Here is a 17,084-nt window from a genome sequence, read left to right as displayed (position 1 = left end):
CCTGGCAGAGGTGGCGGGGTTTTCAACGCGCGAATCGAGGTGCGACAGGCCCACAGCCACAAGGGCCTACTCAAGGGAGTAGTCCAACTGCTTCAGCAGCTGCACATAACTAGGCGAACCAGCCAGCTCCGCCTGCACCGCCTCCGGAATCGGCCGGCGCGGCCGTGGTGCGATCGCGGTGGTGGAAACCCGGCCGCTCTCCCCACTGAGCCGAAAGGCACCGAAGCGTTCCACGAAGTCTGCGCTGTACTCCAACTTCAACAGCCCGCAGAGCTCCTCCATGAATGCCTGCGGCTGCTCACAGAACGCCTCATAGCGCCGCAGCGGCAGATCGCGGTAGCGATCCAGGAACGCCAGCGACCGCCTGCAGTAGTTCTCCAACGTGCTCGGGCTGAACTGGGTGTGCCAGCCCTTCTCCAGCAGCCCCAGGTAGCTGTCCAGTGGATGCCGCACCGTGACCACTGACAACAGGTCATGGCCCTCACTTAAGAAATCGCAGATCGGCGTGCAACTGCCCGGCGCCTCCCCCAGACAGAAATCGGTGTGACTGTGGTCGCGCACCACCAGCACCATGCCGTCCTTCTCGCAGATCCTCATGGTCTGCCCGATTCGGCTGAGGAAATCTTCCTTGATCTCCTCCAGCGTCAGCGGCCGGTGGCTGCGCTCCAGCAACAGCAACGGGTTGGTGGGCTCGAAGCTGCTGCCATAGCGGTTCAGCGGATTCAGCTCGCTCAGAACGGCCACATTGGGCATCGCCGCCAGGCACTTGCTGATCACCGTGCCCCCCGCGCAGGCCAGATGGTGCACCGTGCGGATCAGCGGCCGTTCGCCTCGTGCCTGATTGCCAGGTTGCAACCGTTTCAGCTCTTGCCTTAAGGCCTCGACCTCCCGCTCCAGCCGCGCCTGCCGCAGCCAGCCCCGCAGGGTCGAAGGCGCCACCCCCAGCGGCCCCGCCACCGCTGACACCGCCTGGCCCTGATCCAGGCAAAGGGCGACGGCCTGTTGCCGGAGGGCCTGCCCATCCATCCCTGCTCAGGCCCCGCTGGCAGCAGAGCTGCTGAGGTGCAGCAGAGGCTGCAACAACTGGGCTACCACCTCGCCCTGCACCGCTTCCACCTCCTCCTTACTGGCCCCCTCCCGCTGCGCCTGCAGAAACGCCAGCGCCGCCTGCTGCTGCTGCTTCCCCTGCTCCGGCCCGGGCTCAAGCGTGTGCAGCAGCGCCGCCCCGTAGCGCAGCCAGGCCTGGGGGTCGTGGCTTTCCAGCGGATGGGCCTCGATCACCGCCTGCCAGTCGCCCCGCTCGAAGGCCTCGCGCGTCATGGCTGCCCTTGGCACTGAGCCAGCAGGCTACGGGCATACGCATGGGATCAAGGGCCCAATGGGATTACAACGCCCGTGGAGCACAGGATCCGTGTGGCTTAAGGCCCTGGTTCGCGGCTTTCTGGGGCGTTACGTGGATGCCCCCAGCCAGCCCGCCAGCGGCCGGGCGCTGCTCAGGGCCGCCACGCCGTAGCGCTGGTGCACCGTGCGCAGCAGCGGCAGCCGGTAGGCGCCGCAGTCGGCCAGCAGCACCGCGAACGGCCGCTGCCGATAGAGCCCATCCACCGCCTCCAGCAGCACCGCCAGGCTCTCCTCGTAGCCGGCGGCAGGCCGCGCCGGCCAGCGGCTGGCGGGCGCCTCCAGCACCCGCAGGCCGAACGGCTCACCCCGGAAGCAGCGTCCGGCCCGGTGGGCCGCCTGCACCGCCGCCGCCCGGTCCCCCACATACACCACCTCCAGGCCGCCCAGTCCGGCCAGCACCGCCTCGCTCGGCGGCGGCGTGCCCAGGGCCGGCAGGGGTGCCTCCCCCCGCGCCGCCAGCTCCTGGGCCAGGGCCAGCCAGCGGCCCAGGCAGCCGGCGTCGTCGGTCCACAGCTCCGCCTCCAGCAGCAGGCGCCAGGCCTCCCGGCCCCACGCCTGCAGGCTGGCCAGCGGCTCATGGCTGCTGCCGTAGAAGCCCGCCTCCAGGTGCAGCCGCCGCAGCGCCTCCAGCGGTGGCGGCGCCTCCATCCAGGCCACCTCCTGGCGCTGCTGCCAGAAGGCCGGGTTGTGGTGTTCGCGGCGCAGCTCCGCCAGCGGCGCCGCCAGGGCCTGCGGCTGGGCCAGCAGCAGCTGCAGCACCGCCAGCTCGGTGGCATCCAGCTCCACCAGCACGCTGTGCTGCCAGTCGAGCGGCGGCGGCGGCTGCAGCCGCTCCCCCAGCCGGCGCTGCCAGGCGGCCGCCCCTTGGGCCAGCCGCTCGAAGGCCTCAGGCGGCAGCCGCAGCCCCGAGCGCCAGCGCCCCTCCAGGGCCTCCCCCAGGGCACCGGCCGCCGGCCTGGCCCTGCTGCCCTTGGGCAGGTGCCACACGAAATCCTCCAGCGACGCCTCGATCGCGGCAAACTCCAACTCCAGCAAGGGGCTCAGATCCCACTGCAACGGCGTGGCCTCAGCCCCCTCAGGCAAAAGCACCAGCTCGGCCAGGCCCTGCTCGGCCGCCACCGCCGCTGAGCTGAACGGCTGGGGCGGGGCCTCCAGCTCCCCGGCTGCCGGCACCAGCGGCGCCAGCTCCGGCGCCAGCAGCTCCAGGGCCAGCCGTGCCCGGGTGAGCGCCGCCTCCAGTTCCGGCTGCCGTTCCTCCGCCACCGGCAGCAGCTCCAAAGCCTCCAGCAAGGCCGCCACCTCCAGGGGCTGGGGCGGTTGCCGGGCCAGCACCGCCGCGGCCTGCTCCTGCACCAGCTGGCGGGCGTGCTGCAGCATCCACGCCGGGGGCGGCTCCAGCAGGGCGTGCAGCCGCAGCAGCAGCTCCACCGCCCGGCGCCGCGCCTCGGCCCGCTCCGGCTCCTGCTCGCGTTCCTGCAGCAGTTGCCGCCAGAAGCCGGCGCCGTCCTGCACCAGCTGCTGCTCCAGCACCGGCAGCCAGTAGGGCGGCTCGAACGGCAGCTCCGCCGCCAGCCGCAGCCGCTGTGCCAGGCGCCAGCAGAGCTCTGCCCGCAGCGGCAGCGGTGGCGGATCACTGCTCTGGTTCGTCACGGCGCCATGCACCGCCGCCGTGAGGAAGGCCAGCAGCTCGCCGTAGCGGCTCCAGTAGCCGGCCGCCTGCTCGGGCAGCGCCGCCGCCAGCGGCGCCACCAGCTCCAGCAGCGCATCGTGGTGTTCCAGGGCCTGCAGCCAGGCACCGCAGCCGTAGGCGTCTTCGCAGCAGCGCAGCGTCACCTCCGCCAGCTCCGCCTGCAGCGCGGCGGCCTCCCCGCCCGTGCCGGCCCCGGCCCGCAGGTCCTGCAGCAGCGCCAGCCGCGCCTCCGGTGTGAGCGGCAGCTGACGCAGCCGCTCCAGCGACAGGGAGAGCGCGGGCCCCGCCGCTGCTCCGAGGTCAGTTCCGGCTGGGGTGGGGGCCTTCAGGGTTCCTGGCCTCAGCTCATGGCTCGATTATGGGTCGGGCAGCTGAGCTGATCGGCTCATCCGTCACCAATCCGCCTGGACGATGTCGGCATGATGACGGCCTGTTCCCCTGCCGCGCTGCATGGCGGAAGCTCCGGCCGCCTCCCTCCCCTCTGGGCTGCCCTCTGAGCTGCCCGCCGAGCTCAGGGCCCTGCAGCGCGGTGGCCATCTGGGGGCCTTCGAGGGCTTCGCGGCCACCGGCGGGCTGGCCGGCTGGGCCTGTGCCTGGCCTCCGGCCGAGACCCCCGCCCCCCTCACCATCCAGCTCACCCTCGAAGACCTGCTCACCCCCGGCAGCCGCTGGCACCTGGCCGAGCTGGTCGCCCAGCGGCCCCGGCCCGACCTGCCGGCCCTCGAGCTGGAGCGGGCCTGTGGCTTTCTCTTTCTCGGCCACTCCGGCGTGGAGCTGCCCCCGCCCGGCCGGGCCATGGTGGTGCGCGCCTTCATCAGCGGCCAGCGGCCCCTGGAGCTGGCCGGCAGCCCGCTGCGGCTCAACGGCGAGAACTACGCCCGCCTCAAGGAGCTCTGCCGCCTCGGCCTCGGCCGCCGCGCCCGCCTCGCCGGCCTCGAGGGCTCCCTGGTGCGCGGCTGGGCCGCCGGCGCCGATCCCCTGCAGCTGCGGGTCGACGCTGGCGAGCCCCTGCCGATCACGCCGCCCGATCCCCTGCCTCCCGGCGAGTGGCCGATCCAGCTGAGCCTCCCCACCGCCCTCTGTGATGGCGGTGTGCACCACCTGCAGCTGGAAAGCGCGGCGGGCGAGGCGATCGACGAACGCCTCGAACTCCTCCCCTTCCAGCTCACCCCCTGGCCGGCGCTGCTGCAGCACAGCCGCCCCCCCTTCCCCAAGCACCTCGCCCCCCTGGCCCGCGAGCGCCAGCGCAGCCTGGAGGGCTGGCTCGAGCACGCAGACCGCACCGGCCTCCCCCTGCCCCCCCAGCTGCCCCTCTGGCAGCGGCTGCTCAGCCTGCCCCTGCCCAGGCAAGACACCTCCCTGGTGATGCCCGCCGGCTGTGAGCCCGGCCCCGATGGCAGCCCCCAGCCAAGGGCTCCGCTGCAGTTGCCCCTGGCCATGGGGCCGGAGCTGGAGCCGCAGGTGTCGATCGTGATCCCCGTGCACGGCCAGTACGCCGTGACGCGCCGCTGCCTGGCCGCGATCGCCTTCGCTGCCACCGCCGTGCCCTACGAGCTGATCGTGGTGGATGACGGGTCCCTCGATGCCACAGCTGAGCTGCTGGCCGCCGAGGCCCCCGGCGTGCAGGTGGTGCGCCACCCCTTCGCCCGCGGCTTCAATCAGGCCTGCTGCAGCGGCGCCGCCGCCGCCCGCGCCCCCGTGCTGGTGTTGCTCAACAACGACACCGAGCCCTGCGCCCACTGGCTCGAGGAGCTGCTTGATCCCTTCAGCCGCTGGACCGACACCGGCCTGGTGGGCGCCCAGCTGATACTGCCCGACGGCCGCCTGCAGGAGGCCGGCGGCATCGTGTGGGGCAACGGCGAGCCCTGGAACTATGGCCGCGGCGGCAACCCGTACGACCCCCGCTACAGCTACGCCCGCCAGGTCGATTACGTGAGCGGCGCCGCCCTCGCCATCCGCTCCGAGCTCTGGCGCCAGCTGGGCGGCTTCAGCCCCGAGTTCTCCCCCGCCTATTACGAGGACACCGACCTGGCCTTCAAGGCCCGCCAGGCCGGTTTCAGCGTGCGCTACGCCCCGCTCGCCCGGGTGATCCACCACGAGGGGGTGAGCAACGGCAGCGACACCGAGGCCGCTGCCGGCCTCAAGCGCTACCAGGCCATCAATGCCCCCCTGTTCCAGGCCAAGTGGGCCAGCGCCTTCGAGGGGCCCCAGGAACCGAGCCTGATCGAGGCCGAGCGCCTCAAGGACCGCGGCATCATCGGCCGCGCCCTCTTCCTCGACCACGACACCCCCCGGGCCGACCGCGACGCCGGCAGCCACGCCGCCCTGGTGGAGATGGAACTGGTGCAGGCCCTGGGCTGGAAGGTGAGCTTCCTGCCCGCCAACCTCGCCTGGCTGGGGAGCTACACCGAGGAGCTGCAGCGCCGCGGCATCGAGGCCCTGCACGCCCCCTTCGTGCTCTCGCTCGAGCAGCTGCTGCGCGAGCGCGGCGCTGAGTTCGAGCTCATCTACATCACCCGCTACACCGCGGCCGCCCGGGCCCTGCCCCTGATCGCCCGCCACGCCCCCCAGGCCCGCATCCTCTTCTGCAACGCCGATCTGCACCACCTGCGCGAGCTGCGCGCCGCCCGGGCCCAGAGCCTCCACGGCGAGGCGGCCGAGCGGGCCCTCGCCCAGGTGCGCGAGGTGCAGCGCCAGGAGCTGGCCGTGATCCGCCAGGTGCACCTCACCTTCAGCTATTCGGAGGTGGAACGGGCCGTGATCGAGGCCGAAACCCTCGGCGCCGCCGCCACCGCGCCCTGCCCCTGGGTGGTGGAGGGGCCGCCCCAGCCCGCCCCGCTCAGCGGCCGCGAGGGCCTGGCTTTCCTCGGCAGCTACGGCCACGGCCCCAACCGCGAAGCCGTGGCTTCCTTCCTGGCCGAGGTGTGGCCCCAGCTCCACGCCCACTGCCCCCAGCTGCGGCTGCACCTCTACGGCAGCGGCATGCCCGCTGAGCTCAGCGCCAGCTGGGGCGCCGTGGCCGGGGTGGAGGTGGTGGGCTGGGTGGCCGATCCGGCCAGCGTGTATGCCCGCCACCGCCTCTGCATCGCCCCCCTGCGCAGCGGCGCCGGTCTCAAGGGCAAGGTGGCCGCCGCCGCCGCCCACGGCATCCCCCAGGTGCTCAGTCCTGTGGCGGCCGAGGCCACCGGCCTGCGCCATGGCCAGGAGATCCGCATCGCCCAGCACCCCCACGAGTGGATCACAGCCATCAGCGAGCTCTGCGCAGACGACGACCTCTGGCAGGCGATGAGCCAGGCCTCCCACCGCTATGCCGCCGCCACCTGGAGTCGCCGCCGCGGCCTCGAGCTGATGGCCGCCGCCCTCCAGCGCCTCCACCTGCCCGTGAACCGGCCGTGATCCGCCAGCCAGCCCCCCGCGCCAACCTGCCCGAGCCCCTTTCGGGGCTGCCGGAAGCGGCAGTGGTGGAGCTGGGCCATGGCCTGCCCTGGCTCAGCCTGAGCGAAACCAACCGCCTGCTGCGCCAGCAGGGACTCGCCCCGGCCCTGGCCCGCGCCTGGCTGCTCGACGAACTGGTGCGGGCCATCCCCCTGGATCAGGAGCGGGAGCAGCAGCTGATCCGCACCTGGGTGGAGCAGCAGGGAGTGCACAGCGAGGCGGAACTCGACGCCTGGCTGGAGCAGCGGCGGCTGCGCCGCCGCGATCTGGCCGTGCTCGCCACCCAGCAGGAACGGCTGGAGCGCTTCCGCCAGCACCGCTGGGGCGATGAGGTGGAGGTGCAGTTCCTGCGCCGCAAGGCCGAGCTGGATCAGGCCGTGTACTCCCTGTTGCGCGTCAGCGACCAGGCCCTGGCCGAGGAGCTGCACCAGCGCCTCGCCGCCGGCGAGGCCGACTTCGGCAGCCTCGCCGCCACCTACGCCGAGGGGCGGGAACGCCATAGCCGCGGGCTGATCGGCCCCCTGCCGATGGTGGCCGCCCATGCCGAGATCGCCGGCCGGCTGCGGCTGGGCCAGCCCGGCCAGCTCTGGCCGCCGTTCCCGGTGGACCGCTTCTGGGTGCTGCTGCGGCTCGAGCAGAGCCTGCCGGCCCGCTTGAACGCCGACACCAGGACCCGCATGATGGGCGAGCTGTTCGAAGCCTGGTTGCAGGAGCGGCTGAATCTGCTCCTGGCCGGCGAGCCCCTGCCCGCCCTGCCGCCCCTGCCGGGCTCCGCCCCATGACCTCCGCTCCGGCCGAGCTGCTGCTCCGTGGCTTTGCGCCCTTCGAGCGCCTGCCCGTGGCCCTCGCTCCCCTGCTTGACCCCCTGCTGGAGCCCTGCCGCTTCCGCCTCGGGCAGACCGTGCTCCGCCCCGACGTGCTGCCCGACGGGGTGCTGCTGATCCGCAGCGGCCAGCTGCGCAGCCTCGCCCCCGCTCCCCGTGGCCAGGGGCTGCGCACGATTGAGCGCCTCGGTGCCGGCGCCATCGCCGGCTGGGTGTCGCTGCTGCGCGGCCAGCCCTGCGAGCACCTGCGTGCCACCACCGAAGTGGAGGCCTCCCTGCTGCCCGCCGCCCCCTTCCGCGACCTGCTCGCCGGCCACCCGGCCCTGGCCGCCGCCTTCCAGCAGCGCCCCAGCGCCAGTGAGCTGCACGCCGTGCTGCTGTCCCTCGCCCCCGCCCACCCCTGGGCCCTGCAGCAGCTCGAGGCCTGGCCCGAACCGCTCTCCAGCAGCTGTGTGCGCAGCCTGGCGCCCGGCCCTGAAACCAACCTGGCCCTGCCCCCCGGCTACCACTGGCATGTGAGCAGCGGCCGTCCCCTCGGCGAAGCCTGGCCCGAGCCGCCGCCGGCCCTGGCCCCCCTCGCCGCCAGCGATCCCTGGCTGCGTCTGATCGGCTTCGCCGGCCCCGGGCCCGCCCCAGAGGCCCCTCCCGCCGCAGACGCACCCAGCCGGGCGGCCGTCGACAGCCAGCCCCCCCTGGCCACCCCCGAGGTGCTCGGCCACGACGAATACACCCCCTCTCCGGAGCCGCCCCCAGCCCGCAGCCAGCCCGGCGAGCTGCGGCTGCAGCCCGCCAGCGGCTCCCGCGCCATCGCCCTGGCCCTCTGCACCGCCCTAGCCGAGTACTTCGACCTGCCCCTCAACCGCGACTCCCTGCACCAGCAGGTGGACGCGATCCTGCAGCGCCAGGCCGCCATCAACCTGGTGAACCTGGGCCAGATCATGGACACCCTCGGCCTGCGGGTGGTGCTCAGCCGCGTGCCCACCGACCGTCTGGCCCGGGTGCCCACGCCGGCCGCCCTGATGCAGAACGGCCGCATCGGCCTGCTCGACGGCGTCGACCCCGACGGCCAGGCCCGGCTGCTCGAAGCCGAACTCGGCACCCTGCTCGTGCCCTGTGAGCAGCTGGCCACCCACGACGGCGACCAGACCGAGCTGCTGCTGTTCCAGAAGAAGGACGACGCCAAGACCCAGAACTTCGGCTGGGGCTGGTTCCGCCCCTACCTCAGCGAGCACCGCCGCGAGCTGGTGGAGGTGCTGCTCAGCTCCGTGGTGATCAACGTGCTGCGGCTGGTGTTCCCCCTCGGCATGCTCACCCTGATTCGCTCCAGCAGCGTGAGCGGCGGCATCGGCACCGTGCTCAGCATCGGTGCCGTGATGCTGCTGGCGGCCGTGATCGAAGCGCTGCTCAAGAGCCTGCGCACCTACGTGTTCACCGACACCGCCAACCGGGTGGACCAGGCCGCCAAGAGCACCGTGCTCGACCACCTGATCCGCCTGCCCCAGGGCTTCTTCGACAGCCGGCCGGTGGGCCGGGTGGTGTTCTATTTCAACGAGCTCGACAAGCTGCGCGACCTGCTGCTCGGCCGCACCCTCACCTCCCTGATCGACCTGGCCTTCGTGCCCCTCTACCTGCTGGTGATCCTGTTCATCAGCCCGGTGCTGGCCCTGGTGCAGCTCGCCTCCGTGCCGGTGATCCTTGGCGTGGGCCTGCTCGCCAATCCGGCCATCAAGGCCCAGATCCAGCGTGCCAAGGGCGAGGCGATCAGCACCTACAGCTTCCTCACCGAGGCCCTCACCGGCGTGCAGACGATCAAGGCCCAGAACGCCGAACTCAAGACCCGCTGGGAATTCGAAGACCGCTACACCCGCTTCCTGGGGGAAGACTTCAAGCTGCGCGTGATCAACGATTCCAACGCCAACCTGCTGGAGTTCCTCAATCACTTCAGTCAGCTGCTGCTGATCGTGGTGGCCATGTGGCTGGTGATCCAGCAGCAGATGAGCATCGGCGGCCTCTTCGCCGTGCGCATCCTGGGGGGCTATGTGGTGGGGCCCCTCACGCAGCTGCCGCGCCAGTGGCAGCAGATCCAGCTCGGCGCCCAGTCGCTGGCGATCGTGGCCGATGTGGTGGACAGGCCCACCGAGCAGACCCTGGCCGAAACCCAGAACATCCCCATGCCGGCGCTGCAGGGCCGGGTGGAATTCCGCAACGTGTGTTTCCGCTACCGCGATGAGGGCCCGCTCAACCTCGAAAGCGTGAACCTGGAGATCCCCGCCGGCGCCTTCGTGGGCCTGGTGGGGGGCTCCGGCAGCGGCAAGTCCACCCTGCTCAAGCTGCTGCCCCGCTCCTATGCCCCCCTGGAGGGCGCGGTGCTCGTGGATGGTCTCGACATCAGCAAGATCGAGCTCTATTCCCTCCGCCACCAGATCGGCGTGGTGCCGCAGGAATCGATGCTGTTCGACGGCTCCATCCGCGACAACCTGCTGCTGGTGAAGCCCGACGCCACCGCCGCGGAGATGATCCGCGCCGCCCGCATCGCCTGCGCCCACGACTTCATCATGGAGCTGCCCCGCGGTTACAACACCGGCGTGGGGGAGCGTGGGGCCGGCCTCTCCGGCGGCCAGCGTCAGCGCCTCGCCCTTGCCCGGGCCGTGCTGCAGAACCCCCGCATGCTCATCCTCGATGAGGCCACCAGCGCCCTCGACGCCAGCACCGAGCGGCAGCTCTGCATCAACCTGCTGGAGGCCTTCCGCGGCCGCACCGTGTTCTTCATCACCCACCGCCTCGCCACCGTGCGGCCCGCCGATGTGATCGTGCTGATGGACAGGGGTGCGATCATGGAACTGGGAAGTCATCAGCGTCTGATGGACCAGCAGGGCTGGTATTACGCCCTCTACCGCAGTCAGAACCAGGAGGGCATGGCCTGATGCAGCGCAGCCCTTCCTCCCTCGTGAGCCTCTACGACCGCTGCCTGCTCTGGCTGCGGTCGCCCCTGAACCGCCGCCCGCGGGCCTTCGGCAGCTCGCGGCGCCCCGTCCGCCCCGCGTCCAGCGCAGCACCTGGCGGCGCACCGATCCAGCCCGTGCGCGTCGATCTGGTGGGTCAGGAGCCGGCTCCCCTGGCCGGTACCGACCAGCCCACCACCTTCGGAGGCCCCCTGGCGCCCCGCCAGCAGGGCCTGGCCCCCTCCTGGAGCTTCAGCCAGACGGTGCTGCTGCGCAAGCAGCGGCGCGGCTCCTCGGTGATGATCTGGGCCGGCATCGGCACCACCGCCGTGCTGGGCCTCTGGGCCATCACCGCCCCCCTGGCCGAAACCGTGGCCGTGGAGGGCAAGCTCGAGCCCGGCAATGCCACCCGCCGCATCGATGCCCCCGTTCCCGGCGTGGTGGAGGAGGTGCTCGTGCAGGAGGGGCAGCAGGTGCGCCAGGGCCAGCCCCTGGTGCGCTTCGACCTGCGCGAACCCCGCAGCAAACTGGCCGCCGCCGAGAGCATCCGCGAACGTCTGCTGAACGAGAACCAGATCGCCGCCGCCACCCTCGGCGACGCCGCCGCCACGGCCGCCCTCACCGCCAACCAGCGCCAGCAACTGGCCAGCCAGGGCGAAGAGTTGGCCAGCCGCCGCGAAGCGGCCCGCCAGGAACTGGCCAAGGCCCAGGCCCGCTACGCCGGCTTCCGGGCCACCCTGGCCACCTACCGCAACATCGCCAACCGCTTCGCGGGCCTGGTGAGCGAGGGAGCCGCCAGCGAGGTGCAGCTGCTGGAGGCCCGTCAGCGGGTGCAGGAAACCGAGAGCAGCATCGCCCAGGAGCAGCGCGAGATCGCCCGGCTGCAGTCCACCCTGGTGAACACCGGCGCCGTCACCAGCGTGGAGCTGCGCCGCAAGGTGGAGGAGAACCTGCGTCAGATCGCCCAGCTCGACAGCGAGGTCCAGCTGGCCCGCCAGCAGATCCAGTTCGGCGAGCTCACCGCTCCCGCCGCCGGCACCGTCTTCGACATCGAGGTGAGTCCGGGCAGCGTTGTGGCCCAGGGAACCGGTACCAACAGCAGCGCCGTGGGCAAGTCGCTGATGAAGGTGGTGCCCCAGGAGGCCCTGGAGGCCCTGGTGTACCTGCCCAACACCGCGATCGGCTTCGTGCAGCCCGGCCAATCGGCCCAGCTCTCGATCGCGGCCTTCGAGGCCGGCGACTTCGGCACCGTGCCCGCCGTGGTGGAGCGCATCGCCTCCGATGCCCTCACCGCCGATGAGCAGAGCCGCGTGCTCGGCACCCAGGCCTCAGGCCTGTTCTATCCCGCCGTGCTGCGGCTTGAGCGCCAGACCATCGACCTGCGCCGCAAGCAGGTGCCGCTGCAGGCGGGCATGACCCTCACCGCTGACATCAAGCTGCGCGAACGCCGCTTCATCAACATCTTCACCAGCTTCCTCGAAGACCAGCGCCGCAACCTCGAGCGGCTGCGCTGATGGCGCCCGGCCACGACGACCCCCGCCAGCACCCCTGGTGGCAGCACGTGCCGGCTGCCGACAAGCGCGGCGTGCAGCGGCGCCGCCGCTGGCGGCGGCTGGGCACGGCGCTCGGCAGCCGGTCTGGCCAGCTGGCGCTGCTGCTCGCCCTCTACGTCGCCATCGCCCTGGGGATGCTGCGTGCCGGCGCCGGCCCCATCACCCTGCTGGTGGTGCTCCCCCTGGTGCTGCTGCCGGCCCTGGCCGGCCTCGCCTACTGGCTCATGTGGAAGGACTTCCACCACTGACCGCCTGGGAGCTACCCGCCTGGGAGCCGACCGCCTGGGAGCTGACCGCCTGGGGTTGCTGGCCATAGATGCCGGAGATCTCCCGCACCAGCCACACCGGCAGGTGCTGCTCTCCGCCCCCGAAGGCGATCCGGCCTGGGGGGTAGAAGGGCAGAGCTGCCATCAGGGCATTGGTCGCTCTCGGCTGGCTCATGTCGGCCACCAGCGGCGCCAGCGCATTGCGCAGCTGACGGTCGTCCGGGCTGAGTTCAGTCGCGGAGAATCCGCTGCCCAGCAGGTCCCGGTACAACCTTCCGAAACTGCTGCGGTACAGCGCCTCCAGCTGCTCCGCAGGCGCATCCAGCCAGATCTGTCCCAGCAGCAGGCGCAGCTCCTCCAGCTCCTGCTGCACCGCCCGATCCTCCGGATCGATCACATGCAGGTTGATCAGGCCGTTCATGCGGCTCTGGAAGTCCGCGCTCTGGGCCAGCTCCAGGGCCTCGCCGCCGCGCCGCGACGACAGCTGGGGAAGCTGGGGCTGTGGTTCGCGCCGGGGAGCAGGCCCCCCATGGCGGTCCGGGTTCACCCCGAGGCTGGGCGCCCGGCCATAGGCCTGCCCGGCCGGCTTCAGCAACGCGGCCGGCTGCCACAGCCGCTGCAGCATCTGTGGATCGAACAGGCGGGCGTAGTCCTCCTGCAGCCAGTCGGGCACCTGGCTGAGTGGATCGGCCACGCGCATCTTGCCCGGCTGGAAGTAGGGCATCGCCGCCAGCAGCACATTGGCAGTTTCCGGCCGCTCAAAGGCGCTCATCAGCCGGTGGGCCAGGGCATCCTTCCAGGCCTGCTCCTGCTGCACCAGCGGTTCCCGCGCCAGCCGGCCGGCCAGCAGCACCCGGTAGCACTCGCCGATCGGCGAGCGGTAGAGCACCTCCAGCTGGTCCACCGGCGCCGACAGCCAGAACTGACACAGGCACTGGCGAGCCAGGCGCGCCTCCGCCAGCGCCTCCGGCGAGCCGCTGCTCTCGTAGGCCTGGAAGATGCCGGCCAGCCGTGCCACCGACCAGGGGGTGATCCGGGGCGTGGAGCCCAGACCCGTGGCCGTCAGGCGCGGATCATCCACCAGGGTGTCCAGCGGCGGCTTGGCCAGACCGGCCCCGCTGTCGACTCCGAGGCGACGCAACATCCGGCTCCACAGTGACATTCCAGACCTTCAGCCAGGGCTCGGATCGTAAAGGGACTGACCGGGATCATTCGGCCAACGGGAACAGTTTTCCGTGTCCATTGCTCGGCCGGTTTCGCCGGTGGATCTTTGGCTTGTTTCTCAGCGTGAGCTCGCCTAAAATGCACCATTGGCTCCGAGATCAGCACCGCGATCCCGCAGCGCCGTGAGCACCTCCCCCACCACGGCCTGCCAATCCCCCGGCTGAGGCTGGCGGAACAGCCGCAGGCTCGGGTACCACGGCGTATCGGCCCTGTGGCGCAGCCAGCGCGGCGCGGCGCTGAAGGGCAACAGCAGCCAACCGCGCCGGCCCATCGCCCCCACCAGATGGGCCATGGCCGTATCCACACTGATCACCAGATCCAGCTGCGCCACCAGTGCCGCCGTGGCGGCGAAATCGGCCTCGGCGGGCAACTCCCCCCTCACATGGGCCCGCCACGGGGAGGCCTGGTGGCGGTCAGGCCCGTACTGCAGCAGCACGCAGCTGGCCCCCAGCCCTTCCAGGCCCAGAATCAGCGCCCCCAGGGCCTCGGAGCTGAGGCTGCGGCGCCTGTACTCCCGCGCCGTCACCGGATCGTCCAGCTTGCGGCCCGCTGCCCAGACCAGCCCCACCCGCAACGGTCGCAGACCCTGCTGCCCCTGCGGCCCAGGCTGCCGAAGCGGCGCCCACGACCCCGCCTGCAGCCAGGCCGCCCGCTCAGGCAGGGGCGCCCCCCCCAGCAGGGCCGGCAGGCTCAGCAGGGACCCATGGGCACCCGTCCAGGTCGGCGCATCGCCAGGCTCCTTGCCCCGCACCAGCGGCGGGGGCTGGAGGTGGGCCAGCCCCCGCCGGAGCAGTGCCACCAGACAGGGCTCCACCTCCAGCACCAGGGGGGGAGCGGCCACACCGCGGCGCTGCACCAGCGGACCCAGCCAGCGCAGGTGCTGCAGGCTGTCCCCCAGCCCCTGCTCACTCCACAGCAGCAGCGGCCCCTGCCAGCCCTGCGGCTCGCCCCGCCAGGCCGTGGTCGGATCCCGCCACGGCTGAAGCCCGGCCAGCTCCCAGCGGCTCTCGGCCAGGGCGTAGCCCTCGGCGTAGCGCTCCAGCCCGATCAGCAACTGGCTGTGGTTCCAGGCCGTGATCGCCTCAGCCGCCAGGCTGCGACTGCGGGCATAGGCCCGATCCGCCGCCTCGAAGGCCTGGCGGTCGCAGTGCACATTGCCGAGCCCTCGGTACACAACCGGGTCGTCAGGCGCCAGCTGCACGGCCCGCTGGTAGGCCGCCAGGGCCTGCTCCGGCCGGTCGGCAATCCACAGGGCGTTGCCGCGATTGGCGGCCAGGCGGTGGTCCTGGGGCGCAAGAACCTGGGCGGCGGCATAGCCCTCCGCAAGCGCCAGCCAGTCGTCAGCGCTACGCGCCAAGGTCTCGCTGCGCACCAACGCCGCGAGCTGGCCCGTGAATTTCTCGCCTGGTTCCGGTTCGCGCAAATCCTGCATGGCTCAAACGATGCGCGAATGCACAAATTTCTTCCCTTGATAAGGTTCGGCACGAACCAAAAGGGCGACAAAAGGCTGGTCAGCAAGGAAGTAGACACTTTGTAAACCGCACATAGCTTGGCCAATCCTGCGCGTTTCCGATAAATTCACTTCACTAGGCGCCCCGCCGGAACAATGTCTCAAACGCTTGCCTTTGGCCAGGGTGGTTTCACTCTCACCGCTACTACGGAAACGGGCGATCAGAAGCTCGAAGGTTTCGAGCGAAGGGGGAGAATTCAGTTCTTCAACAATGATGGCAGCACCATTGTTGGTCTTAACCTCGATGGCAGTGCTGCTGGCGAGTCCGTCAGGATTCGCAGTGGAGATCCATCCCAGGGGAGGGGGCCACGGCGGGGTGATGCTGCCCGCAGGTTGGATGCCAACATGGGCGGCGGCGACGACACCCTGGTGATCGGGGGAAATTCCAGAAGTTCGTCCATCGACCTGGGTGAAGGTGATGACCGATTCGTCAGCCAGGGCGACTTCAAACGCTCCAACATTGCTGCCGGCACAGGCGATGATGTGCTCAGGTTCAGGGGAGTTCAGAACTCCAGGATTGATTCAGGCGATGGCGACGATCGTCTCGTCTTCGGCGGCAACGTAGCCAAGTCCACTATCCGCACCGGCGATGGTGCCGACACGGTCCGCTTCCGAGGCGACGTGCGTAACACCAACCTGAACCTCGGCGGCAACGACGGCGATCGGGATGTGGTGAGGCTCTCGGATGATGCCAATGTCAGGGGCCTGCGCATCCGCGGTGCCGATGACAACGATGTGCTCTTCATCGGCTCGTCCAAGTACGACTACGACGGCGGCCGCAACTGGGTCAACGTCGACGACGCCGACGACACCGTCAAGTTCTGACCGCGGACCTGAGGCGCAGCTGCGTCTGCTGCGCCTGTGGCCATCACCCCCAGCACCATGCTCGATCCTGTGCAGCGGGCTGCTGGGGTAAGGGCGGCCCTTGAGCGCCACGACGTGGCATGGGCCAGCCAGCTGCTCCTGCAATGGCTGCGCGACTGGGCCACCTCCCTGCCCGAACGGCCGGACCGCCAGGCACTGCGCCAGCCTGAACTCTGGGCCTGCCTGGCCGACGTGGTGGTGCTCAGCGGCGATCACGGCCCGATCGAGCGCCTCTGGTGCCTGCTCGATCGTCTGCCTCCTCCCCTGCCGGCCGGCGGTCTCAGCAGCCTGCCCCTGCTGGGGGTGCCGATCCTCAACCGCCCCGATCTGCTCGTGCGGCTGCTGGAGAGTCTCGATCACCCGGTGGCCACCCTGGCCATTGTTGACAACAGTGCCGCCGCCACGGGGCCCAGTGCGGTGTCTGCACAGCTCGAGGCGATCCGGGAGCGGGGCCATCCCCTGGTGGACAGGATCCGCATCGCCAGGCCCTTCACCAATCTGGGCGTGGCGGCCAGCTGGAACCTGATCCTCTCCAGTTTTCCCGAGGCCTCCACCCTGCTGTTGGCCAACAACGACGTGCGATTCGCTCCTGGCGTGCTGCGGACAGCCCTGAACCGGATCGATCCGGGCCGCGCCCAGTTCCTGCCACTGCTGCCTCCTCCCCACGGCTTCAGCGCCTTCCTGCTCACGGCCTTCTGCTGGGATCGGCTGGGCCTCTTCGACACCAACTTTCACCCCGCCTACTGCGAGGACCTGGACTACCGCGACCGCCTCCAGGCCAGCGCCGGCGCCGAGGAACTGGACGGCAGCTTCGCCCACCCCGCTATGACCGCTCTCAACCAGGCCCACAGCGCCACCATTGCCAGCGACCCACAACTGAGCCACTGCAACGGCATCAGCTACGAGCTCAACCGCCTCTGGTATCTCAGCGAGCGGCGCCTCCGCCGCGACCCCAGGGGCAGCTGGCGCCGGCTCTGGCTGGCCCAGTGGAGTGACGACCTTCCCCCACAGCCCCCGGACCATGCCCCTTGCATCGGAGCAGGATCACCTCAAGCAACGCCCGCTCAGAGCTGACTCCGTGGCCGCCGAGCGCGGCCGCCGGGGCCTCGGCCGCTTCTTCAGCCGCAGCTTCGGGGCTGGAGCCGTGGTGATCGCAGTGCTGGTGGGCATCCAGCTGGGCACGATCCCCTGGCGCTACCGCCGCCAGATCTGGCAGCTCCAGGGCTTTCTGCTCGGGGGGCTGGCGGGGTACGTGGCCGGCCGGCTGGGCCGCTCCAGGAGCGCTTCCGGCGCGGACGACCCGGGTGATCGCTACCCGCCGAAGCTGCCTCCCCCCTCCTGAGAGGATGCAGCCTCCCGGCCAATCCGGCAGGAT

At 71.1% G+C, this 17,084-nt stretch carries 13 protein-coding genes; 8 read left to right on the top strand and 5 right to left on the bottom strand.

Going from position 1 to position 17,084, the window contains the following annotated elements; genetic code table 11:
* Positions 1–66 precede the first annotated feature (66 nt).
* The 3 genes from ACWJIO_RS07025 to ACWJIO_RS07015 form a co-directional block, all read right to left on the bottom strand.
* Positions 67–1,026, bottom strand: a complete 960-nt coding sequence (locus ACWJIO_RS07025; RefSeq protein ID WP_480312342.1) for a transposase — start codon at positions 1,024–1,026, stop codon at positions 67–69.
* A 6-nt stretch (positions 1,027–1,032) separates the two neighbouring features.
* Positions 1,033–1,320, bottom strand: a complete 288-nt coding sequence (locus ACWJIO_RS07020; RefSeq protein WP_480312339.1) for a hypothetical protein — start codon at positions 1,318–1,320, stop codon at positions 1,033–1,035.
* 129 nt (positions 1,321–1,449) lie between these two features.
* Positions 1,450–3,234, bottom strand: a complete 1,785-nt coding sequence (locus tag ACWJIO_RS07015; protein WP_480312338.1) for a hypothetical protein — start codon at positions 3,232–3,234, stop codon at positions 1,450–1,452.
* A 307-nt stretch (positions 3,235–3,541) separates the two neighbouring features.
* Here ACWJIO_RS07015 and ACWJIO_RS07010 point away from each other — a divergent pair, with 307 nt between their 5' ends.
* The 5 genes from ACWJIO_RS07010 to ACWJIO_RS06990 are packed head-to-tail and all read left to right on the top strand — an operon-like array spanning position 3,542 to position 12,093.
* Complete coding sequence (locus tag ACWJIO_RS07010; protein WP_480312336.1) at positions 3,542–6,487, top strand: glycosyltransferase; 2,946 nt, start codon at positions 3,542–3,544, stop codon at positions 6,485–6,487.
* Entirely contained in the window at positions 6,484–7,308 is an 825-nt protein-coding gene (locus ACWJIO_RS07005; RefSeq protein WP_480312334.1) for a peptidylprolyl isomerase, read from the top strand. The genes ACWJIO_RS07010 and ACWJIO_RS07005 overlap by 4 nt, the downstream gene beginning before the upstream one ends.
* Positions 7,305–10,274: a peptidase domain-containing ABC transporter gene (locus ACWJIO_RS07000; RefSeq protein WP_480312332.1), complete on the top strand. Its 2,970-nt coding sequence runs from the start codon at positions 7,305–7,307 to the stop codon at positions 10,272–10,274. Before ACWJIO_RS07005 ends, ACWJIO_RS07000 begins: the two co-directional genes overlap by 4 nt.
* Positions 10,274–11,806, top strand: coding sequence for an HlyD family secretion protein (locus ACWJIO_RS06995; RefSeq protein WP_480312330.1), 1,533 nt, complete (start codon positions 10,274–10,276; stop codon positions 11,804–11,806). Before ACWJIO_RS07000 ends, ACWJIO_RS06995 begins: the two co-directional genes overlap by 1 nt.
* Positions 11,806–12,093 (top strand): hypothetical protein, encoded by a 288-nt coding sequence (locus ACWJIO_RS06990; RefSeq protein WP_480312329.1) that lies wholly within the window; start codon positions 11,806–11,808, stop codon positions 12,091–12,093. The genes ACWJIO_RS06995 and ACWJIO_RS06990 overlap by 1 nt, the downstream gene beginning before the upstream one ends.
* Here ACWJIO_RS06990 and ACWJIO_RS06985 read toward each other — a convergent pair.
* Together ACWJIO_RS06985 and ACWJIO_RS06980 are read right to left on the bottom strand one after the other, a co-directional pair.
* Positions 12,068–13,273 (bottom strand): hypothetical protein, encoded by a 1,206-nt coding sequence (locus tag ACWJIO_RS06985; RefSeq protein ID WP_480312327.1) that lies wholly within the window; start codon positions 13,271–13,273, stop codon positions 12,068–12,070. The two genes, ACWJIO_RS06990 and ACWJIO_RS06985, sit on opposite strands and share 26 nt — an antisense overlap.
* A gap of 135 nt (positions 13,274–13,408) precedes the next feature.
* The gene (locus tag ACWJIO_RS06980; RefSeq protein ID WP_480312325.1) at positions 13,409–14,767 is read right to left on the bottom strand and encodes a hypothetical protein; all 1,359 of its coding nucleotides are present in this window, start codon (positions 14,765–14,767) and stop codon (positions 13,409–13,411) included.
* A gap of 174 nt (positions 14,768–14,941) precedes the next feature.
* Here ACWJIO_RS06980 and ACWJIO_RS06975 point away from each other — a divergent pair, with 174 nt between their 5' ends.
* The 3 genes from ACWJIO_RS06975 to ACWJIO_RS06965 are packed head-to-tail and all read left to right on the top strand — an operon-like array spanning position 14,942 to position 17,051.
* On the top strand, positions 14,942–15,670 hold the full coding sequence (locus ACWJIO_RS06975; protein WP_480312323.1) for a hypothetical protein: 729 nt from the start codon (positions 14,942–14,944) through the stop codon (positions 15,668–15,670).
* Positions 15,671–15,706: 36 nt separating this feature from the next.
* Positions 15,707–16,783 (top strand): glycosyltransferase family 2 protein, encoded by a 1,077-nt coding sequence (locus tag ACWJIO_RS06970; protein ID WP_480312321.1) that lies wholly within the window; start codon positions 15,707–15,709, stop codon positions 16,781–16,783.
* Positions 16,784–16,787: 4 nt separating this feature from the next.
* Positions 16,788–17,051: a hypothetical protein gene (locus ACWJIO_RS06965; RefSeq protein WP_480312320.1), complete on the top strand. Its 264-nt coding sequence runs from the start codon at positions 16,788–16,790 to the stop codon at positions 17,049–17,051.
* Positions 17,052–17,084: the final 33 nt, after the last annotated feature.

Source organism: Paraciimarium castrense LEGE 11436, from assembly GCF_056633055.1.
This window is presented reverse-complemented; position numbering and strand designations above follow the sequence as displayed.